Source organism: Streptomyces sp. NPDC046203, assembly GCF_040646255.1.
GTDB lineage: Bacteria > Actinomycetota > Actinomycetes > Streptomycetales > Streptomycetaceae > Streptomyces.
Genome location: NZ_JBEYZX010000070.1, coordinates 1 through 21,417 on the forward strand (window position 1 = coordinate 1; position 21,417 = coordinate 21,417).

General features: G+C 71.9%; 16 protein-coding genes. 8 read left to right on the plus strand and 8 right to left on the minus strand.

The window, feature by feature from the left end; translation table 11 throughout:
- Nucleotides 1-1,779 (plus strand): ATP-binding SpoIIE family protein phosphatase (locus tag ABZ990_RS29550; RefSeq protein WP_361238129.1); only part of this gene is annotated, 1,779 nt, incomplete at its 5' end.
- A gap of 284 nt (nucleotides 1,780-2,063) precedes the next feature.
- On the opposite strand, the gene ABZ990_RS29555 is transcribed toward ABZ990_RS29550, so the two are convergent.
- Nucleotides 2,064-4,289: a transglycosylase domain-containing protein gene (locus tag ABZ990_RS29555; protein ID WP_361238132.1), complete on the minus strand. Its 2,226-nt coding sequence runs from the start codon at nucleotides 4,287-4,289 to the stop codon at nucleotides 2,064-2,066.
- A 274-nt stretch (nucleotides 4,290-4,563) separates the two neighbouring features.
- Between ABZ990_RS29555 and ABZ990_RS29560 the strand changes: the two genes are divergently transcribed.
- The 4 genes from ABZ990_RS29560 to ABZ990_RS29575 all read left to right on the plus strand — a co-directional run bounded on the left by ABZ990_RS29560 (nucleotide 4,564) and on the right by ABZ990_RS29575 (nucleotide 10,556).
- Nucleotides 4,564-5,088, plus strand: a complete 525-nt coding sequence (locus ABZ990_RS29560; protein ID WP_361238135.1) for a PadR family transcriptional regulator — start codon at nucleotides 4,564-4,566, stop codon at nucleotides 5,086-5,088.
- On the plus strand, nucleotides 5,085-5,825 hold the full coding sequence (locus tag ABZ990_RS29565; protein WP_361238138.1) for an ABC transporter ATP-binding protein: 741 nt from the start codon (nucleotides 5,085-5,087) through the stop codon (nucleotides 5,823-5,825). The genes ABZ990_RS29560 and ABZ990_RS29565 overlap by 4 nt, the downstream gene beginning before the upstream one ends.
- Complete coding sequence (locus ABZ990_RS29570) at nucleotides 5,822-8,305, plus strand: FtsX-like permease family protein (protein ID WP_361238141.1); 2,484 nt, start codon at nucleotides 5,822-5,824, stop codon at nucleotides 8,303-8,305. The genes ABZ990_RS29565 and ABZ990_RS29570 overlap by 4 nt, the downstream gene beginning before the upstream one ends.
- A 229-nt stretch (nucleotides 8,306-8,534) precedes the next feature.
- Nucleotides 8,535-10,556 (plus strand): FAD-dependent oxidoreductase, encoded by a 2,022-nt coding sequence (locus ABZ990_RS29575; RefSeq protein ID WP_361238172.1) that lies wholly within the window; start codon nucleotides 8,535-8,537, stop codon nucleotides 10,554-10,556.
- Here ABZ990_RS29575 and ABZ990_RS29580 read toward each other — a convergent pair.
- On the minus strand, nucleotides 10,553-11,512 hold the full coding sequence (locus tag ABZ990_RS29580; protein ID WP_361238144.1) for a LysR substrate-binding domain-containing protein: 960 nt from the start codon (nucleotides 11,510-11,512) through the stop codon (nucleotides 10,553-10,555). The two genes, ABZ990_RS29575 and ABZ990_RS29580, sit on opposite strands and share 4 nt — an antisense overlap.
- Nucleotides 11,513-11,662: 150 nt before the next feature.
- Between ABZ990_RS29580 and ABZ990_RS29585 the strand changes: the two genes are divergently transcribed.
- Together ABZ990_RS29585 and ABZ990_RS29590 are read left to right on the plus strand one after the other, a co-directional pair.
- Complete coding sequence (locus tag ABZ990_RS29585) at nucleotides 11,663-12,217, plus strand: peroxiredoxin (protein WP_361238147.1); 555 nt, start codon at nucleotides 11,663-11,665, stop codon at nucleotides 12,215-12,217.
- Nucleotides 12,218-12,219: 2 nt separating this feature from the next.
- A complete protein-coding gene (locus ABZ990_RS29590; RefSeq protein WP_361238150.1) occupies nucleotides 12,220-12,753 on the plus strand; it encodes an alkyl hydroperoxide reductase in 534 nt (177 codons plus the stop codon).
- 145 nt (nucleotides 12,754-12,898) lie between these two features.
- Here ABZ990_RS29590 and ABZ990_RS29595 read toward each other — a convergent pair whose 3' ends face one another.
- From ABZ990_RS29595 to ABZ990_RS29615, 5 genes are all read right to left on the minus strand, one after another.
- Nucleotides 12,899-13,600: a hypothetical protein gene (locus ABZ990_RS29595; RefSeq protein WP_361238153.1), complete on the minus strand. Its 702-nt coding sequence runs from the start codon at nucleotides 13,598-13,600 to the stop codon at nucleotides 12,899-12,901.
- A gap of 3 nt (nucleotides 13,601-13,603) precedes the next feature.
- On the minus strand, nucleotides 13,604-15,253 hold the full coding sequence (locus tag ABZ990_RS29600) for an AI-2E family transporter (RefSeq protein WP_361238156.1): 1,650 nt from the start codon (nucleotides 15,251-15,253) through the stop codon (nucleotides 13,604-13,606).
- Between the two features lie 125 nt (nucleotides 15,254-15,378).
- Nucleotides 15,379-16,101: a lytic transglycosylase domain-containing protein gene (locus ABZ990_RS29605; protein ID WP_361238158.1), complete on the minus strand. Its 723-nt coding sequence runs from the start codon at nucleotides 16,099-16,101 to the stop codon at nucleotides 15,379-15,381.
- 360 nt (nucleotides 16,102-16,461) lie between these two features.
- A complete protein-coding gene (locus tag ABZ990_RS29610) occupies nucleotides 16,462-17,784 on the minus strand; it encodes a PhoH family protein (RefSeq protein ID WP_361238161.1) in 1,323 nt (440 codons plus the stop codon).
- Between the two features lie 506 nt (nucleotides 17,785-18,290).
- On the minus strand, nucleotides 18,291-19,052 hold the full coding sequence (locus ABZ990_RS29615; RefSeq protein WP_361238164.1) for an isoprenyl transferase: 762 nt from the start codon (nucleotides 19,050-19,052) through the stop codon (nucleotides 18,291-18,293).
- A gap of 110 nt (nucleotides 19,053-19,162) precedes the next feature.
- On the opposite strand from ABZ990_RS29615, the gene mgrA reads away from it, so the two are divergent.
- Nucleotides 19,163-20,200: an L-glyceraldehyde 3-phosphate reductase gene (gene mgrA, locus ABZ990_RS29620; protein WP_361238166.1), complete on the plus strand. Its 1,038-nt coding sequence runs from the start codon at nucleotides 19,163-19,165 to the stop codon at nucleotides 20,198-20,200.
- Nucleotides 20,201-20,838: 638 nt separating this feature from the next.
- Here mgrA and ABZ990_RS29625 read toward each other — a convergent pair.
- Nucleotides 20,839-21,417 (minus strand): A24 family peptidase (locus tag ABZ990_RS29625; protein ID WP_361238169.1); only part of this gene is annotated, 579 nt, incomplete at its 5' end.

Genomic DNA, 21,417 nt, shown 5'->3' on the forward strand with positions numbered 1-21,417 from the left:
GCCGCCGTCGCCGTGCCCGTCCCCGCGCCCGGTGGCGCCGGCGGCGGGTCCCGGTCCCATCCCGAGGGAGCCGGCGGAGCCGGTGGCGCGCCGCGCCGTGAGGGCGAGCGGCTGCGCTTCGTGGGCGCCGCGACGCGGCGGATCGCCCGCGGACTCGATCTCGACGAGATCGTGCTCGGCCTGTGCCGGGCGACGGTCCCGACCTTCTCCGACGCGATCCTCGTCTACCTGCGCGATCCGCTGCCGGTGGGCGACGAGCGCCCGGCCGAGCCGTTCGTGCTGCGGCTGCGGCGCACGGACCGGCTGCGCTTAACTGATCTGGAAGGCGAGGAGCTGGTCCTGGTCCCGGACCCGGATCCGACGCCCGCGGCGGAGCTGTGCGAGGTCCGCTCCGGCGGCGCGCTCGCCGAGGTGCTGCGCGGGGTACGGCCGGTGCCCGGCGACTCGGCGGCGGCGCGGACCGCGCTGCCGGAGCTGCTCGGCCCGGACCATCCGCTGCCGAACGGCCAGCGGGCCATCCTCGCGCCGCTGCGCGGACGGCGCCGGGTGATCGGCGCGGCCGTGTTCCTGCGGCGTCCGGAGCGGGCCGGTTTCGAGCCGAACGACCTGCTGGTCGCGGCCCAGCTGGCGACGCACACCGCGCTCGGCATCGACAAGGCGGTGCTGTACGGGCGGGAGGCGTACATCGCGGACGAGCTGCAGCGCACCATGCTGCCGGACTCGCTGCCGCAGCCGACCGGTGTACGGCTGGCCTCGCGCTACCTTCCGGCGGCCGAGACGGCGCGGGTGGGCGGCGACTGGTACGACGCGATCCCGCTGCCGGGCAGCCGGGTGGCGCTGGTCGTGGGCGATGTCATGGGCCACTCCATGACATCGGCGGCGATCATGGGCCAGCTGCGGACCACGGCGCAGACGCTCGCCGGGCTCGACCTGCCGCCGCAGGAGGTGCTGCACCACCTGGACGAGCAGGCGCAACGGCTCGGCGAGAACCGCATGGCGACCTGTATGTACGCGGTGTACGACCCGGTCTCGCACCGGATCACCATCGCCAACGCGGGGCATCCGCCGCCCATACTGCTGCACCTGGGCGGCCAGGCGGAGGTGCTTCAGGTGCCCTCGGGCGCACCGATCGGCGTGGGCGGGGTGGACTTCGAGGCGGTGGAGCTGGACGCGCCGGCCGGGGCCACGCTGCTGCTGTACACGGACGGTCTGGTGGAGTCGCGCCTGAGGGACGTGTCGAGCGGCATCGAGCTGCTGCGGGAGCGCCTCGCGGCGACGGCGCAGCTCACCGGGCCGGACCACGCGCCTCCGCTGGAGGCGCTGTGCGACGACGTGCTCGACATGCTGGGTCCGGGCGACCGGGACGACGACATCGCGCTGCTCGCGGCCCGCTTCGACGGGATCGCGCCGAACGATGTCGCGTACTGGTACCTGGAGCCGGAGGACTCGGCACCGGGCCGGGCCCGGCGGCACGCCCGCCGGGCGCTGACCCGCTGGGGCCTGGAGGATCTGACCGACTCGGTGGAGCTGCTGGTCAGCGAGGTCGTCACCAACGCGGTGCGGTACGCGGAACGGCCGGTGACCCTGCGGCTGCTGCGGACGGACGTGCTGCGCTGCGAGGTCGGCGACGACTCGCCGCAGCTGCCCCGGCAGCGGCGGGCGCGGGACACCGACGAGGGCGGCCGTGGGCTGTTCCTGGTGAACCGGCTGGCCCGGCGGTGGGGTGCGACGCGGCTGTCGGGCGGCAAGGTGGTGTGGTTCGAGCTGGCCACGCACTGACGCGGGCCGCTCTGCCCGCTGGGTGACAGCCGGTCTGCCGGGTGACGGCCGGTGCGGGAGGCGTGCGGGACGTACGGGCCGGGCCGGCCGTACGCCTCCCGCCGCCGCACCGCGCGTACCCCCTGCACCTCCCGTACCTCCGTACCTCCGTACGAGTGAAACGCACGCCCGGGACGCACGCATGACAAAGGCGGCGGCCGGACCCTGTCGAGGGTCCGGCCGCCGCCTTTCTGTCCTTCAGCGGGCAGGCACCGCCGGGACCTGCCCGTACGCGGTGCCCGGCGCTACTGCCCGGCCGCCCCGGGATTCCCGGGGTTGCCCGGATCGGGGTTGCCGGGGTTGGGGGGATTGCCGCCGTTGCCGTCCCCGGGCGGCTGGGTGGCTGGCGCCGTCGGCTCGGGCGGCGTCGTCTGCTCCGGCGGGGCGGTGATGGTCGGCCCAGTCGGTACCTGCGGGGTGGCGGGCGTCATGGCGGGCGGCGTGGTCGGCTCGGTGGGCTCGTCGCTGGGCGAGGTCGTCGGGTCCTGGGCCTCGCCGGTCGCGGTCGGCGACGGCTCGCCGCCGCCGGAGCCGGCCACGGTCTCCAGGTCGAAGCGGGCGCTGGAGCCGCCGCCGAGCGCCTTGGTGGTGTACGCGCCCCAGATCTGGGCGGGCAGCTTGCCGCCGTTGGCTCGGCCCGGGTTGATCGCGTCGGTGAGGGTGAGCTGGCTGCCGCCGTCCGGGGACTCGCCGAACAGGCCGACCGCGGTGACGAGTTCGGGGGTGTAGCCGACGAACCAGGCCGAGCGGTTGTTCTCGGAGGTACCGGTCTTGCCGACGGCCTGGTACGGGCCCGCGGCACGGAAGCCGGAGCCGCTCTGGACGACGCCCATCATGGCCTGGGTGGTGGTGTCGGCGGCCTCGCGGCTGATGACCGACTCACCGATCGGGTCGGGGCGGTTGACCGTACGGTCCTTGTGCTCGGCGGACTTCACCAGGCTCGGGGTGACCTTGACGCCGTGGTGGGCGAGGGTCGCGTAGGCGCCGGCCATGTCGAGGGTCGAGGCGTTCATGACGCCGAGCGACTGCGACGGGGTGGGGACGAAGTCGACGCCGTCCTTCACACCGAGGGCGAGGCCGGTCTTCTTGGACTTGTCCGCGCCGACGTCGACGATCATCTGGGCGTAGACCGCGTTGATCGAGCTGTTGGTGGCCTTCTGGACGGTGACCGCGCCGTAACTGACCTGGTCCTCGTTCTCCGGGGCGAACGGGATGGCGCTGCCGACGACGGGGCGCTTGTTGGCGCCGTCGTAGATCGTGTTCAGACCGATCCTGCGGCCGTCCTGGGTCTCGGCCTTGTTGTCGATGGCGGAGGCGAGCACGATCGGCTTGTACGTCGAGGCGGGCTGGTAGTCGCGCCGGGTGGCGTTGTTCGTCCAGTGCTCGGTGGCGCCGATGCCGCCGTACATCGCGACGACCGCGCCGGTCTTCGGGTCCACGGAGGTGGCACCGGCCTGGACGCTGGCGGCCCGCTTGCTGTTCTTGCGGTCGAGCTGCGACTCCAGCTCCTTGTCGACGGCGTCGACCAGGGCCTTCTGCTTCTTCTCGTCGACGTTGAGGGTGATCGTCCAGCCGCCGGCCTTCAGGTCCTCCTCGCTGACGCCCTGGCGCATGAGCTCCTGGTTGGCGGCCTCGACGATGTAGCCGCTCTGGCCGCTCAGGCCCTTGGGGGCCTTGGGCTTCTGCGGGACGGGGAACTTCAGGCCGGCCCGGGTGGTGGCGTCCAGCCAGCCCTCGCCGACCATGTTGTCGAGGACGTAGTTCCAGCGGTACTCGACGGCCTTGCGGCCCTTCTCGGAGGCGGCGTGCCAGTCGTACTGGCTGGGGGCCTGGAGGACGGCGGCGAGGTAGGCGCCCTGGGCGACGTTCAGCTTCTCGGCGTCGACGCCGTAGTACGCCTGCGCGGCGGCCTGGACGCCGTAGGCGCTGCGGCCGTAGTAGCTGGTGTTGATGTAGCCGGCCAGGATGTCGTTCTTCTCCATCCGCTGGTCGACCTTGATCGCTATGACCATTTCCTTGAGCTTGCGCGTGGCCGTCTGGTCCTGGCTCAAGTAGTAGTTCTTCACGTACTGCTGGGTGATCGTCGAGCCACCCTGCTTGCCCTTGCCGCTGACGGTGTTCCAGGCGGCGCGGGCGGTGCCCATGATGTCGACGCCGTTGTCCTCGTAGAAGGTCTTGTTCTCGGCGGCGACGAAGGTCCGCTGGACCGGGAGGGGCACCTTGTCGAGGCCCACGATCTCCCGGTTGATCTTGCCCGTACGGGCAAGGACCTTGCCGTTGGAGTACTTGTAGACGTTGCTCTGGAGGGTCGCGTCCGCGTTCGCGCTCGGAACCGGGACCATCAGGTAGAGCGCGTAGAACGCGCCCATGACAAGCAGGCAGGTCACGAGGAAGGTGCCCAGGAGCTTCTTCCAGGTGAACAGGCGGCGTATGCGGCTCTTGCCGCCTGTGCTCGTGCTCGTACGGCCCATGTCCTCGTTCGCTCCGCTCGTCGTCGAATCAGCTCAGAAAGCTAACACCGCCCAATACGACAAAGGGCGATCGATCCGGCTTTTCCGGGCGTGAGAATCAGCACCCACCCCCGACGGAACCGACGCTCCAGAGGCCCGGATGGTTGTGTGCTCCTGCCCACAAAGCTGTTTTGGTCGGCATAGAAGGGGAGCAGAGGGGAATCCTCCTCCGTTCGGAGGAATGATTCCGGCCACCTATGCATCGCGTGTATACACCGCCTGTACAGTGGCGCCCATGTCCATCGGTCACACCCTTCTCGGGCTCCTGGAGTCCGGCCCCTGCCACGGCTACGACCTCAAGCGCGCCTTCGACGAGCGCTTCGGCCACGACCGTCCCCTGCACTACGGGCAGGTCTACTCGACCATGTCCCGGCTGCTGCGGAACGGTCTCGTCGAGGTCGACGGCGTCGAGTCCGGCGGCGGCCCCGAACGCAAGCGGTACGCCATCACCGAGGCGGGCGTCACGGATGTCGCGCGGTGGCTCGCGACCCCGGAGAAGCCCGAGCCGTACCTCCAGTCCACGCTCTACACCAAGGTCGTCCTCGCCCTCCTGACCGGCCGGGGGGCCGCGGAGATCCTCGATACGCAGCGGGCCGAGCATCTGCGCCTGATGCGTGAGCTGACCCGCCGCAAGAAGGAAGGCGATCTCGCCGACCAGCTGATCTGCGACCACGCCCTGTTCCATCTGGAAGCCGATCTGCGCTGGCTGGAACTGACCGCCGCCCGGTTGGACCGGCTCGCCGAGGAGATCCGCCGATGACCGACGTCCCGACGCCCGACGCTCCGGTGACCGATATCCCGGTGACCGATGTCCCGGCGCACTCCGCTCTGCTCTCCGCCCAGGGCGTCGACAAGGCGTACGGGCCGACCCCGGCCCTCGCCGGCGTCGACTTCACCCTGCGCGCCGGGGAGGTCGTCGCCGTGATGGGCCCCTCCGGCTCCGGCAAGTCCACCCTGCTGCACTGCCTCGCCGGGATCGTCCGCCCCGACGCCGGCACCATCCGCTACGACGGGCGCGACCTGACCGCGATGACCGACGGACAGCGCAGCGCCCTGCGCCGCTCCGACTTCGGCTTCGTCTTCCAGTTCGGGCAGCTGGTGCCCGAACTGACCTGCGTCGAGAACGTCGCCCTGCCGCTGCGGCTGAACGGCGAACGCCGCAAGGACGCCGAACGGCGGGCCCGGGAGTGGCTGGCCCGGCTGGAGGTCGACGACACCGCCGGCAAGCGCCCCGGCGAGATATCCGGCGGCCAGGGCCAGCGGGTCGCCGTGGCCCGCGCGCTCGTCACCGCCCCGCGGGTGATCTTCGCCGACGAACCGACCGGCGCGCTCGACTCGCTCAACGGCGAGCGGGTCATGTCGCTGCTCACCGACGCCTCCCGGGACACCGGCGCCGCCGTCGTCCTGGTCACCCACGAGGCCCGGGTCGCCGCGTACTCCGACCGCGAGATCGTGGTCCGCGACGGCTCCGTACGGGACACGGAGTGGGCGGCATGAGCCTGCTGAGCGAGGCCGGGGAAGACCGCGCCGACGGGCACGGCGGCGACACGGCTCCCTCCGGCGGTACGGATGCCGAAACGGGTGCGGGCCCGCGTCGGGACCCGGGCGGCTCCGGTCCCCGGGCCTGGGCCCGCGATCTGGCGCTCGGCCTCCGTTTCGCCTTCACCGGCGGGCGCCGCGGCGGGCTCCGCACCGCCCTGACCGCCGTCGGCGTCGGCCTCGGCGTGGCGCTGCTGCTGGTCGCCGCGTCCCTGCCGAACATGCTGTTCCAGCGCGAGGTACGGGAATCCTCGCGGCAGCCCGATGCCGGCCACGAGGTCGCGAAGCCCGGCCCCGACACCTTTCTCTACCTCCATGCCGACACCGTCTTCCGCGGCGACACCGTCACCGGACTGCTGCTGCGCCCCGAGGGCCCGAAGGCCGCCGTGCCGCCGGGCGCGGACAAGATCCCCGCGCCCGGCACGATGCTGGCCTCCCCGGCGCTGCGCGAGCTGCTCGCCTCCCCCGAGGGCGCGCTGCTGAAGAAGCGGCTGCCGTACGAGGTCACCGGCACGCTCGGCGCGGAGGGCCTGATCGGGCCGGCCGAACTGCGCTACGTCGCGGGCACGGACATCCTCACCACCGACAAAGCCGGCAAGGTCGGCAACGCCGACGGCCGCGGCCGGGCCTACGGCTGGTCGGTGCCCGCCGAGCCGATGAACGCGCTCCTGCTGCTGCTCGTCGTCATGGCCTGCGTCGTCCTGCTCCTGCCCGTCCTCGTCTTCGTCGCGACCGCCGTCCGCTTCGGCGGCGAGCAGCGCGACCGGCGGCTCGCCGCGCTCCGCCTGGTCGGCGCGGACACCGCCATGACCCGCCGGATCGCGGCCGGCGAGGCGCTGGCGAGCGCGCTGCTCGGGCTCGTGGCGGGCGGTGTGTTCTTCGCGGTGGGCCGGCAGTTCGCCGGGGCCTTCTCGATCTGGGACGTCAACGCCTTCCCGTCGGACGTCGTCCCGGTGTCCTGGCTCGCCGTCGTCGTCATCGCCGCCGTGCCCGTCGCCGCCCTCGTCGTCAGCCTCTTCGCGCTGCGCGGGGTCTTTGTCGAGCCCCTCGGCGTCGTCCGTACGGCCACCCCCCGGCCGCGCCGGGTGCTGTGGCGGCTGCTCCTCGTCCTCGCCGGTGTCCTCGTGCTCGTACCGAGCCTCCTGGGGGTCGCGCCGGCCGGGGACACCCTGCACACCACCGGCATCTCCGTCGGCGCCTCCCTCGTCCTCGCCGGGCTCACCACGCTGCTGCCCTGGCTGGTCGAAGCCCTGGTCAAGCGGCTCTCCGGCGGCCCGGTGCCCTGGCAGCTGGCCACCCGGCGGCTCCAGCTCAGCAGCGGCACCGCGGCCCGGTCCGTCAGCGGCATCGTCGCCGCGGCGGCCGGGGCGATCGCCCTGCAGATGCTGTTCCAGGCCACCCAGAGCGACTTCATGCACCCCACGAACATGGACACCGCCCGCGCGCGGCTCCAGACCTCGGTCAGTGCCCACGACGGCGACGAGGCGCGCCGCGCCATCACCGCCCTCAGCGGCACCCGGGGCGTCACCGGGGTCGTCGGCACCATCGAGTCCAGCCTGTGGCGGCCCGGCCCGCCCGACAAGGGAATGGACTTCGGGCCGATCACCTCGGTCTTCGTCGGCGACTGCGCGTCCTTGCGGGAACTGGCCACGCTGCCGTCCTGCGCCGACGGCGACACGTTCATCGCCCTCGCCCACGGCAAGGAGGGACCGGAGGACTCCTGGGTCACCTCGACCGCCCGGCCCGGCGCGGTCGTCGCGCTGCGCGATCCGCAGACGCACCGGGGCGGAGCGATGCCGACCTGGCGGATCCCGGACGGCGCGCGCACCGTCGACTCCCGCCGCGATCCCATGGGCATGTACCAGTTCGGCGTCCTCGCCACCCCGAAGGCCGTCGACGCCGCCCGGCTCGACTCCCCCACGGCCGGTGCCATGGTGCGGATCGACCCGGCGGTGAAGGACGCGGAGGAGTACGTACGGAACGCGGTCGCCGCGCTCGACCCGACGACCACCGTCCGGGCGCTCCAGGACGTCGAACGCGACGCGCAGTTCAGCAGCGTCCGCACCGGCATCCTGGTCGGCGCCACCCTCACCATGCTGCTGGTCGCGGTCTCGCTCCTGGTCACCACCCTGGAGCAACTGCGCGAGCGGCGACGGCTGCTGTCCACCCTGGTCGCCTTCGGCACCCGGCGCGCCACCCTCGCCTGGTCGGTGCTGTGGCAGACGGCCGTACCGATCGTCCTCGGTCTCACTCTGTCCGTGGCCGGCGGGCTGGCCCTCGGCGTCGTCCTGGTGTGGATGACCGGGAAGAGCGTCGTGGACTGGTTCGGCTTCCTGCCCGTCGTCGGGGTGGGCGCGGGGCTGATCCTCCTGGTGACGCTGCTGAGCCTGCCGCTGCTGTGGCGGCTGATGCGGGCCGACGGTCTGCGGACCGAGTAGCGCGGGCGTGGGGGCGGGGTGAGGGCGGGGGCGGGGGCCGCGAGGAGTGCGGCTCGGTCCCCCGCCCCCACCAGGCCGCTCTCGTACGGGGTGAACGCGTGCCCGACCCGTACGTCAGCGGCGCGACGCCCGCGTTCACCGGACGGGTGGTTTACCTTCTCGTCCGTGTGAAGCCACTGGTGCCGGGGTGGTCATCTGCCAAGAGTGACGTGCGATGAGCACCGATCACATGAACTCCCCGGACCCGGGCCAGGCCTCGCCGCACACCGACGGCCCGCCCCCTTCGCGGCGCGCCGTGGTCACCGCGACCGGCGCCTCCGCCCTCGCCGCCGCGACCCTCGCGGTCACCGCCGCCCCGGCCGGCGCCCTCGCACCGGCCGCCACCCCCGCCCCCTCTCCCGCCGCCGCGCCCTCCGAGGCCCCGGCGCCCCCGGCGGCCCCGGCCGCCGCCGGGCCGCCCGGCACCGACCCGCACGCGTACACCACGGTCGCCCGCGCGATCACCGTCCACGACGAGCACGACCAGCCGCTCGTCCCCCGCTACCTCAAGGTCCTGCGCGACGGCCTGCCGGCCGGTCGCGGCCGGCCCACCCGGCGCGTCCTGGTCATCGGCGCCGGCCCGGCCGGGCTGCTCGCCGCCGATCTGCTGCACCGCGCGGGCCACGACGTCGTCGTCATCGAGGCCAACGGCAACCGCGTCGGCGGCCGGATCAAGACCTTCCGCAAGGGCGGTCACGAGAAGGGCCGGCAGCCCTTCGCCGACCCCCGCCAGTACGCCGAGGCCGGCGCCATGCGGCTGCCCGGGAGCCACCCGCTCCTGATGTCCCTGCTCGACACCCACAAGCTGCCGCGCCAGGAGTTCCTGCTGGTGGACGTGGACGTGAAGGACCCGTCCAAGCGCGCCAACCGCACCTGGATCCACGTCAACGGCATCCACGCGCGCCGCGCCGACTACGAGAAGAACCCCGAGCGGATCAACGCCACCTTCGGCGTGCCCGCCCGCCACCGCACCCGTACCGCCGCCGCGATCCTCGCCGACGCCCTCGAACCCGCGCACCTCCTCGTCCGGGGCAAGGAGGGCTCCGCCCTCGTCCAGGGCTGGGCCGAAGTCCTGCGCCGCTACGGCCACTTCTCGATGTACCGCTACCTCACCGAGGTCGCCGGGCTCGACACCCGCACCATCGACCTGGTCGGCACGATCCAGAACCTGACCTCCCGGCTGCATCTGTCCTTCGTGCACAGCTTCCTGTCCGCCGCGCTCATCGACCCCAAGACGACGTTCTGGGAGATCAAGGGCGGCACCGCGAAGCTCGTCGACGCGCTCTACGCGCCGGTGAAGAGCAAGGTCCACCTCGACCGGCGCGCCGTACGCATCGAGCGCCAGGGCTCCAAGGTCCGCGTCCACACGGTCTCCGAGAAGTGCCAGACCGGCGAGGGCGGTGTCACCGAGGTCTTCGAGGGCGACGAGGCGATCGTCACCGTGCCGTTCTCCGGGCTGCGCCATGTGACCTTCGACCCGCCGCTGTCGTACGGCAAGCGCCGCGCCGTCACCGAGCTGCACTACGACGCCGCCACCAAGGTGCTGCTCGAATTCTCCCAGCGCTGGTGGGAGTTCACCGAGGAGCAGTGGAAGAAGGCGCTGGACTCCATCGAGCCCGGCCTGTACGCCCGCTACCAGAACGGCCGGGTCACCGACGGGCACCACCTCGGCGCGCACGCGTCCGTCGCGAAGCTCGGCGTCCGGCTCACCGACGCGTACCGGCACTGCTTCGGCGCCTTCCGGCCCGCCACCGGACGCGACCCCGAGGCCGCGCACGTCCGCGGCGGCGGCTCGGTCAGCGACAACGCCAACCGGTTCATGTACTTCGAGCACGCCCACCCGATGGAGGGCAGCGACGGCGGCGTCCTGCTCGCCTCGTACAGCTGGGCCGACGACGCCCTGAAGTGGGACGCGTACGCCGACGACGAGCGCTATCTGCGCGCGCTCGCCGGGTTGCAGGCGGTGTTCGGCCGCCGCTGCGAGGTGTTCTTCACCGGCAAGGGACGCACCCAGTCGTGGATGCGCGACCACTACGCGTACGGCGAGGCGTCCGTCCTGCTGCCCGGGCAGCACACCGAGCTGTTCCCGGACGTCCCCACCTCCGAGGGCCCGCTGCACTTCGCGGGCGACCACACCTCGATCAAACCGGCGTGGATCGAGGGGGCGTTGGAGTCCGCGGTCCGCACGGCGCTGGCCGTGCACACGGGTTAGGCCGCGCCGGGCCCGGACCCCGGCTCGGACGGCCGCACGATCCGGACCGGGAGGCAGGTCATCGCCTCCCGGAGCGAGTCCGCCAGGACCTCGAACTCGGCCTGGCGGGCCGCGCCCGTCCGCATCGCGAGCGCGATCCGGCGCGAGGGCGCGGGGGCCGCGAAGTCCCCTGTGCACAGTGCGGTGTTACGGGCGGTCTCCACCGTCACGGCGGTCCGCGGCAGCAGGGTCACCCCGAGCCCGCCCGCGACCAGTTGCACCAGCGTCGACAGGCCGGCCGCGGTCGTGGTCACCGGAGCGCCCTCGGCCCGGCCCGCCTCCCGGCAGACGTCCAGCGCCTGATCGCGCAGACAGTGCCCCTCGTCGAGCAGCAGCAGCTTCAGGTCCCGCAACTCCTCGCGCGGGATGTCGAAGCGGCCTGCCAGCGGATGCCCGCCCGGCGCGACCAGGACGAAGTCCTCGTCGAACAAGGGGAGTTCGGTTACCCCGGGGATCCCGAGCGGCACCGCGAGCAGCAGCAGGTCGAGCCGTCCCGCCGCGAGCCCGTCGAGCAGCGAGGAGGTCTGCTCCTCGTGCACCTGGAGTTCGAGCTCCGGGTAGCGGTCGTGCACCAGCCGCAGCACGGCCGGCAGCAGATACGGCGCGACCGTGGGGATCACCCCGAGCCGCAGCACCCCGGTGAACGGCGCCCGCACCGCCTCCGCCTCCTCCATCAGCTCCCCGACCGCGCCGAGGACCGCGTGCGCGCGCGCCGCGAGCCGCTCCCCGGCGGGCGAGAGCAGCACCTTTCGCGTCGTACGCTCAAGGAGCTGGACACCCAGTGCCTCCTCCAGCGACGACACCGCGCCGGAGAGTGCGGGCTGGCTCATGCCGATGGCCGCCGCCGCATCCCGGAAGTGGAGATGCTCCGCGACCGCCGCGAATGCCTTGAGCTGGGAAAGTGTGGGCTGCTTCACACGCCGTACCGAGATCACTGATAACCGCCTTCAATCAACACGAGCCAGTCTAGCTATTTCACTGATCAATGCACCGCGTGCAATGCTGGACATCGTCCAACCCCCACGGAAGCCCCCGAACCGGGACGCTTCCTGCCCCAAGGAGTGCGCGTGCTTACTGTCGGTGACAAGTTCCCCTCGTACGACCTGACCGCCTGCGTGTCGCTGGAAGCCGGCAAGGAGTTCGCGCAGATCGACGCCAAGTCCTACGAGGGCAAGTGGCGCGTCGTCTTCTTCTGGCCGAAGGACTTCACCTTCGTCTGCCCGACCGAAATCGCCGCGTTCGGCAAGCTGAACGACGAGTTCGCCGACCGTGACGCCCAGATCCTCGGCGTTTCCGGTGACTCGGAGTTCGTCCACCACGCCTGGCGCAAGGACCACGCCGACCTGCGTGACCTGCCCTTCCCGATGCTGGCCGACTCGAAGCACGAGCTCATGCGCGACTGTGGCGTCGAGGGCGAGGACGGCTTCGCGCAGCGTGCCGTCTTCATCGTGGACCCGAACAACGAGATCCAGTTCACCATGGTGACCGCCGGTTCCGTCGGCCGTAACCCCAAGGAGGTCCTGCGGGTCCTGGACGCCCTGCAGACCGACGAGCTGTGCCCGTGCAACTGGAACAAGGGCGAGGACACCCTCGACGCCGGTTCCCTGCTGGCCGGTGAGTGAACATGGCGCTCGATGAGCTGAAGGCCGCCGTCCCGGACTTCGCCAAGGACCTGAAGCTGAACCTCGGTTCGGTCATCGGCAACAGCCCGCTGCCGCAGCAGCAGCTGTGGGGCACGGTGCTCGCCTGCGCGATCGCCTCCCGTTCGCCGAAGGTGCTGAAGGAGCTGGAGCCCGAGGCCCAGGCCAACCTGAAGCCCGAGGCGTACCAGGCCGCCAAGTCGGCCGCCGCGATCATGGCGATGAACAACGTCTTCTACCGGACCCGGCATCTGCTGTCGGACCCGGAGTACGGGACGATGCGCGCCGGTCTGCGGATGAACGTCATCGGCAACCCGGGCGTCGAGAAGGTCGACTTCGAGCTGTGGTCGCTGGCCGTGTCCGCGATCAACGGCTGCGGTCAGTGCCTGGACTCGCACGAGCAGGTCCTGCGCAAGGCCGGTGTCGAGCGCGACACCATCCAGGAGGCCGTGAAGATCGCCGCGGTCATCCAGGCGGTCGGCGCGACGCTGGACGCCGAGGCGGTTCTCGCCGAGTAGGACCAGCCGGTCTACCGTAGTCAGTGGAAGGCCCCGGGATTTCGCCCCCGGGGCCTTTCGCCGTGTCCGCAGCCGTGTCCGCGCTGGCCCGCTCGCTTCTTCTTCGGCTCAGCGGCTTTCTTCGGCTCTGTAGCTCTTCAGCTCTTCAGCTCTTCAGTGCGGACATGAGTTGACGCATGTCCGCGAAGGTGTGGGTCCGCAGGGCGTCCGGGTCGACCTCCGGCGCCTCCGGATCGTCTTCGGACGCGCTCCCTCGGTCCGCGAGCGACCCCTCGGTCATGACGAACATCCTGAGGACGGCCTGCCCGTCCCGGACCACGAGCGTGATGCTGCGTTCGCCTCCCCCGTCGACGTACGACACGTCCCCGAGGCCCTCGGTCCGCTCGTACCCGAGGTCGGTCATCCGGGCGTCGAGTTCCGGGCCGGGGTCGGTCTTCCGGTGGAGCTCGTAGTCGATGACCACGTCGTACGCACCGGGCCCGCCGGCCAGCCGGACGCTGCAATTCCATCGGAAGAGGGCGGAATGCTCTCGCTTCTGCGGGGGCCTGCTCCCCTCCCCCTTCTCGGAGCCGAGTACCGAGGCGAGCCCGTCGAGGCGGGCCACCCGGCACGGGTCGCGGTCCGTGCGGTAACCGCCGAGGCCGGGACCCGCCCAGTCGTACACGAAGAGCCCGCCGGCCCAGACCGCCGAGGCGACCACCGCACCGCCGACCGCCCACAGCCAGGGGCGGCGGGACCGCGCGCGCCGAGGGACGTCCTGGGTGTCCTGGGTGTCCAGAGTGTCCCTGGCACCCGTGGCGGCCGGATCCGGGCCGGGATCGTCGACGAGTTCGGGCTCGGATATCACGCTTTACTCCCGGGAGGCTGGGGCCGGAGCGGTGACGGGGTCGGCGGCGGAGTCGGTGGCGGAGTCGGGCGCCGCACCGGAGTCCGGGGCCGCGCGCAGGGCCTGTTCGGCGCTGTACGCGCGGAGGTAGCCGACGGCGGTGTTGATGACGGCGACCAGCGGCACGGCGACGACGGCGCCGCCGATGCCGGCGGTCAGCCCGCCCGCGGCGACGGAGAGGACGACGGCGAGCGGGTGGACCCGGACCGCGCGGCCGAGGATGAACGGCTGGAGGACGTGGCCCTCAATCTGCTGCACGGCGAGGACGACCACGAGCACCATCAGCCCGGTGAACACATTGGTGGTGACGAGCGCGACCACGCACGCGAGGGCGCCGGAGATGACGGCCCCGACGAGCGGGATGAACGCGAAGAGGAAGATGAAGACGCCGAGCGGCACGGCCATCGGCACGTCGAGGAAGTAGAGCCCGAGGCCGATGAAGACGGCGTCGATGAGGGCGACGAGGACCGTACCCCGGACGTACGCGGTGAGCGTGCGCCACGCGCGCGGACCCGCGCCCGCGACGCCCGGCCGGGCCTGCGCGGGCACCAGCTTCAGCGTCCACTCCCAGACCTTCTTGCCGTCGTGCAGCAGGAAGAGCGTGGAGAACATCGCGAGCAGTATGCCGGTCATGGCCTCGACCATGACGGTCACGCCCTGGAGGCCGGCGGAGGTGATCTGCTCGGCGTTGGCGCCGATGGAGTCGCTGAGGTTCTTGGCGATCTCGTTGATCTGCTGCTCGGTGACATGGAACGGGCTGTTGAGCAGCCAGCGCTTGAGTTCCTCGATGCCGTCCCTGACGCGGTCGGACAGGCTGTCGATGTTGTCCATCACCTGCCAGACCACGAACCAGCCGACCAGCCCCATGACGACGAAGCCGGTGACGGCGGTGACGGCGGTGGCGAGTCCGCGGGGCATGCCCTTGCGGCGCAGGAGGGCCACGATGGGCTGGAGCAGGGCGGTGATGAGGAGGCCGGCGACGAAGGCGAGGACGACCAGCTGGACGGAGCTGATGACCTTCATCAGGACCCAGACGGTGCCGGCGAGGACGAGCAGCCGCCAGGCGACCTCGCCGGCCACGCGCATGCCCCAGGGGACGGCGTCCACGGGGTTGGGGCGGGCGGGCACGGCGGGGGCGTAGGCGGGGGGCGCGGGGACGGATCCGGTGGCGGGTGCCGCCGGCCGCTCGACGGGGGACGCGGGTGCCGTGGCCACCGGGGCTGCCGGGGGCGGTACGGGTGCCGGGGGCGTCGTGTTGTCCGCGGGTCCCGTGGTTCCGGTGGTTCCCGTGGCAGGGGCCGCCGGGGCGGGGACGGGGGCCGGGCCGGGACCGGGCACGGCGGCGGCCGTGGTGCCGGTCGCGGGGGCCGGTGCGGGAACGGGAGCGGGGTCCGGGGCCGGGACCGAAGCCGGGCCGGGAGCCGGATTGGGCGCCGAGGCGGAGGCCGGGCTGGGCGTCGGGGAGGCGGCCGAGGCGGAGGCCGGGGTGGCGAGGGCGTACGGCGGCCCGAGCGGGTCGTCGCGTTCGGCCTGGACCCTGCGCTCGTCCAGTCGCCGGCCCATCCGGCTCAGGGTCTCCCCCGTCCGGTGCAGCCATATGGGCAGTCTCGACATGCTCTTCCCTCTCCCCCTCCGGGTCCCCGAACCTACACCCTGGGACGCACGCGTGGCCCCTCACCGAAAGGACGGTGAGGGGCTGCGTGAGGTTGAGCGGACCGGCCGGGGCCGGTCAGGGCTCCCTAGTACCAGTGGTTGGCCTGCCAGAACGACCAGGCGCCACAGGGGCTGCCGTAACGGCCGTTCATGTAGCTGAGGCCCCACTTGATCTGGGTGGCCGGGTTGGTCTGCCAGTCGGCGCCGGCCGAGGCCATCTTGCTGCCGGGGAGGGCCTGGACCAGACCGTACGCGCCCGAAGAGGCGTTCGTGGCGCGATAGTTCCAGGTGGACTCGTGGTTCACGATGTTGCTGAAGCACTGGAACTGGTCGCCGGGGATCATCTGGCGGGCCATCGCCTGGACATCGGACACCGAGTACGAGCCCTGGGCGGCGAAGCTGGTCGCGTCGCGCAGCGCGGAACGGCTGGCGCGCTCGGCGGCCTCCTTGCGCTCCTGCTCGGCCTTCTCCGCCTTCTTCTTGGCCTCTTCCGCCTTGTCGGCGGCGACCTTCTTGGCCTCGGCGGACTTGGCGGCCTGGATGCGGGCGGCTTCCTCGGCGGACTTGCGGGCGACGGAGTCCGCGGCGGCGGCCTGGACGTCGGCCTGCTCCGCGAGGGTGGAGACCTGTACCTGGGCCTGCTCGCCCGCGGGAATGTCCGCGAGCAGCGTGGTGTCGGCCGCGGTGGCCTCGAAGTTGTCGTCCACGGGCTGCGCCGCGTTGCCCGAGGCAACGCCGACGACTGCTCCGACGGTGGTGACCGCAGTGGCCGAAGCCACCGCGAATCCCCGGACCGAGATCCGGCTCACACGGTTTCCTTCCACAATCACCCGCGCAGGTGACCATGCGGGCGAAATCGTGCCCCTGGCGCTGGTCTCCGTCCTGATAGGTCACAAGAGACACGGGCCCGTGGTTCTGTGGGCGGCATACGGCGAACGGCTGTTGAGTTGTGTGGTGCCGCACCTTCGGAGGTGCGCGTGTGCCGAATGCGGGGCCTGACGGAAGCAAGACTCTGCCGGACGTCGACGCCGCAAGGCAATTCTGTGTTGCGTGTTTAACGTCACACCTGGGCAGGGGTACGGGTTTTGGACACAAGTACGGACAACGCGACGCCGCCCGGCTAAGCTCTCGCGCTTTGCCGGGCGGCGCCAACAGGGGTGCGTTCAGGGTCAGATCTGGATGTCCTCCAGCATTTCGGTCACGAGGGCGGCGATCGGGGAGCGCTCGGACCGGGTGAGGGTGACGTGCGCGAAGAGCGGATGACCCTTCAACTTCTCGACGACGGCGACGACTCCGTCGTACCGGCCGACCCTCAGGTTGTCCCGCTGGGCGACGTCATGGGTGAGCACCACCCGGGAGTTGGCGCCGATCCGGGACAGCACGGTCAGCAGGACGTTCCGCTCCAGCGACTGGGCCTCGTCCACGATGACGAAGGCGTCGTGGAGCGAGCGGCCCCGGATGTGGGTGAGCGGCAGCACTTCGAGCATCCCGCGCCCGAGCACCTCCTCGATCACCTCGCGGCCCGCCACGGCGGACAGGGTGTCGAACACCGCCTGCGCCCACGGGCTCATCTTCTCGGCCTCGGTGCCCGGCAGATAGCCGAGGTCCTGGCCGCCGACCGCGTACAGCGGACGGAACACCATCACCTTCTGGTGCTGACGGCGTTCCAGGACCGCTTCCAGGCCCGCGCAGAGCGCGAGCGCGGACTTGCCGGTGCCGGCCCGGCCGCCCATGGAGACGATGCCGACGTCGGGGTCGAGGAGCAGATCGAGCGCGACGCGCTGTTCGGCGCTGCGGCCTCGGATGCCGAAGACCTCGCGGTCGCCCCGGACGAGCCGGACGTCCCCGTCGGCCGTGACCCGGGCGAGGGCCTTGCCGCGCCCGGACTTCAGGACGAGACCGGTGTGCACCGGCAGTCCGACGGCGTCCGGGACGTGCAGGGTCTCCTGCTCGTAGAGGAGGTCGATCTGTTCGGCGGGCAGCGCCAGCTCGGCCATGCCGGTCCAGCCGGACTCGGTGATGGCGAGTTCCGCCCGGTACTCCTCGGCGAGCAGCCCGACCGAGGACGCCTTGATGCGCAGCGGCAGGTCCTTGGAGACGACCGTGACGTCGTACCCCTCGGCCTGGAGGTTGCGGGCGACGGCGAGGATGCGGGAGTCGTTGTCGCCGAGCCGGTAGCCGGCCGGCAGAACGCCGGGGTCGGAGTGGTTGAGCTCGACGCGCAGGGTGCCGCCGAGGTCGCCGATGGGGAGCGGGGCGTCGAGGCGTCCGTACCGGACCCTGAAGTCGTCGAGGAGGCGTAGGGCCTGGCGGGCGAAGTAGCCGAGTTCGGGGTGGTGCCGTTTGGCCTCCAGCTCGGTCACCACGACGATCGGCAGGACTACTTCGTGCTCCTCGAAGCGGGACATCGCGCTGGGGTCGGCCAGCAGGACGCTGGTGTCGAGGACATAGGTGCGCCGGTCGGACAAGCGCCGCTTCGTGCTGGTCACCACGTGGACAGACCCCCTTAGTGGACCCCTGTGAGGTCGGGGTGCGACGGCGCCGTTGCGGATACGGGGGCGTCGTCGCGGCGGGATGGGACCGGGCTCGGGCCACGATGCGCGGGCCGAACTCCGGCCCCCCGCTTCGTCCGTGCGTGTCCCGCACGGTCGTCCTGGTGCAAAGGGCCTCCCGGGTGAACGGTCTCCGTGCCGCTCACTTCAACCAGGGATATGCCCTCGAACACACGCCGTCATGCCATGGCATATGACGGCCGGTAGGTGAACAGAAGGTGGCGGATATCCGGATATGGGGGCCGGTCGAGCGGGCCTCGGCAAAGGCGTCGGCAAGCACCGGTAAAGAGGGGGTGGGGCGGGGGCGAGGCGGGGGGGGGCGGGGCGAGGGTGGAGAGGTCGCCCGAGGGGGGAACGGGGACCGCCGGGGAGGGAGGTCCGGGCTCCGAAGCGGCGGTGCGGTGGCGGTTGGTGCGGGGGCGGGTGGCGGTGCCGGGCCGGAGGGCTCAGCCTCCGAAGCGGCGGTGCCGGGCCGCGTAGTCGCGCAGCGCGCGCAGGAAGTCGACCTTGCGGAAGGCCGGCCAGTGGACTTCGCAGAAGTAGTACTCGGAATGGGCGCTCTGCCACAGCATGAATCCGGACAGCCGCTGCTCGCCGCTGGTACGGATCACGAGGTCCGGGTCGGGCTGTCCGCGCGTGTAGAGGTGCTCGGAGATCACGTCGATGTCGACGGTCTCGGCGATCTCCTCGATGGAGGTGCCGCGCTCCGCGTGGTCGAGGAGCAGCGAGCGGACCGCGTCCGCGATCTCCTGCCGGCCGCCGTAGCCGACGGCGACGTTCACGAGTATCCCGGGATTGTCGAAGGTGGCCTGCTCGGCCTCCTTCAGTACGGTCTGGGTCCGCGCGGGCAGCAGGTCGAGGGTGCCGACGTGGTGGACCCGCCAGCGGCCGTCGGCGGCCAGCGAACGCACCGCGTCCTCGATGATCGAGAGCAGCGGGCCGAGCTGGTCCTCGGGGCGGCTGAGGTTGTCGGTGGAGAGCATCCAGAGCGTGACGACCTCGACGTCGGTCTCCGCGCACCAGCCGAGCAGTTCCTGGATCTTGTCCGCGCCGGCCTTGTGGCCCTGCTCCGGGGTTCCGCCCGAGGCCTTGGCCCAGCGGCGGTTGCCGTCGAGGATGACTCCGATGTGCTTGGGCACCTGGGCGTGGTCGAGGCGGCTTTCCACCCGGCGCGCGTAGAGCCCGTACACCAGGTCGCGCAGGTTCACTGTTCTTAACCCCTCCATGCCGCGTCGGCCCCCGAGGCCGCCACATTACTGCGCACCGGCGACCGGCTCCCAGCCCGGGACTGTCACAAGTCCGTGATAAGCAGAGATACGTGACTGATTCCCCCTTCTACCGCGCCGCCGCGGACCGCTACGACTCCATGGAGTACCGGCGCACCGGCCGCAGCGGGCTCAAGCTTCCCGCCGTCTCGCTCGGCCTCTGGCACAACTTCGGCGACGACCGCACGCTCGACTCGCAGCGCGCCATCCTGCGCCGCGCCTTCGACCTGGGCGTGACCCACTTCGACCTGGCGAACAACTACGGCCCGCCGGCCGGCTCCGCCGAGCTGAACTTCGGGAAGATCTTCGCGCAGGACTTCGCCCCGTACCGGGACGAGCTGATCGTCTCGACGAAGGCCGGCTACCTGATGCACCCGGGGCCGTACGGCGAGTGGGGCTCCCGCAAGTACCTGATGTCGTCGCTCGACGCCTCGCTGAAGCGGATGGGCCTCGACTACGTCGACATCTTCTACTCGCACCGCTTCGACCCGGACACCCCGCTCGAGGAGACGATGGGCGCGCTGGCCTCGGCCGTGCACCAGGGGAAGGCGCTGTACGTGGGCGTCTCCTCGTACACGAGCGAGCAGACCGCCGAGGCGGCCCGGATCCTGAAGGAGATGGGCGTTCCCGCGCTCATCCACCAGCCCTCGTACTCGATGATCAACCGCTGGACGGAGGACGACGGGCTCCTCGACACGCTGGAGACGGCCGGCATGGGCTGCATCTCCTTCGTGCCGCTGGCGCAGGGGCTGCTCACCAACAAGTACCTGAAGGGCATTCCGGAGGGGTCGCGGGCGACGCAGGGCAAGTCCCTGGACCCGGAGCTGCTCTCGGACGAGGTGCTGCGGCGGCTGCGCGGGCTCGCGGCGATCGCGGAGCGGCGCGGGCAGTCGCTGGCGCAGCTGGCGCTGACCTGGGTGCTGCGGGACGAGCGGATGACGTCGGCGCTGATCGGCGCGTCGAGCGTGGCGCAGCTGGAGGAGAACGTCGCGGCGCTGGCCGGGGCGCCGCTGTCGGCGGAGGAGCTGGCGGAGATCGACTCCTTCGCCGTGGACACGGCGGGCACCAACATCTGGGCCGGCCGCAGCTGAGGCGAGGGGCCTCTGGAGGCTGAAGCCTGAAGGCTGAGGGCTGACAGCTTGAAGGCTTGAGGGCTTGAGGGCTGAATGCCTCTGGCTTCAGCTGGTGGCTGAGGGCCCCCGGAGGCCGAGGTTCGACGGGCCCCGGGGCTTGGCGCACGGCGTCGGGCTCCGGGGCCCGGGTGTCCGGGGGCCCGGTCCTGACGCGCTCGGGCGGGCTCGGGCGCGGGCGGCGGGGCTCGGACCTGGCGTGCACGGGGGAGGTTCCAGCGCTGCCGGTCGGCGCCGCGGAACACGTACCCAGGGCCCTTGCCGTGCCCGGATTCGCGTCCGGGAAAGAAAACGGGCCGGTCCGTGGGGGGGATACGGACCGGCCCGAGGGGGGGTTTCCACCATAACCCTTCATTAGTCGTGCTGTGTGCCAGGTCCACGGCGCGGACGCCGCCAAAAGCGCCGGAAGCCAAGCGGCACAAGGGCCGTACGACCTCATGGCGGTTTTACGCCCCGGCGTGGCGGCGGGTCTCGTCCCTCCCACGGGGGACCCCGAGCGCGAGGCGGGCGATTGACGGGGGTGCGGGCGTACGGGTGTGCGGGGGCGGTGGCGTGGTGCGGGCGTACGGGTTGGGGCCGTACAAGCCGGGCCCCGGTCCTCAGGGCGCCGCGGTGAACGCGCCGAGCAGCAGTCCGAGCAGCGCCCCGGCGATCATGAACGGGCCGAAGGGGATCGCGGTGTCGCGGCCGGCCCGGCGGGTGACGACGAGCCCGAACCCGTACACCGCCCCGAGCAGGAACCCGGCGAACGCCCCCGCGCACAGCACCCCCCAGCCGTACCAGCCGAGCGCCGCACCGAGCGGGACCGCCAGCTTCACGTCCCCGAAGCCCATCCCGGCCGGGTGGAGGAGGTGGAGGAGCAGATAACCGCCGCCGAGGGCGAGTGCCCCGAGCAGCGCGTGCGCCCAGGAGCCCGCCGCGTACGGCAGGAGCGCGGCGAGCGCGAGCAGCAGCGGCAGCGCTGCGGCGAGCGGCAGGGTGAGCGGGTCGGGCAGCCGCCGTACGCGTACGTCCACGCACGCGAGGAGGGTGCCGAACGGCGCGGCGAGCAGCCAGACGAGCAGTTCGGGGCGGGGCCCGCCGGTCGCGGCGGCGAGCGCCGCGCACGCGAGGGCGGTGAGCAGCGGCGCCGCGTACGGGGCGGGGGTCGTCGCGCAGGCCGCGCGCCCCGGTCCGCC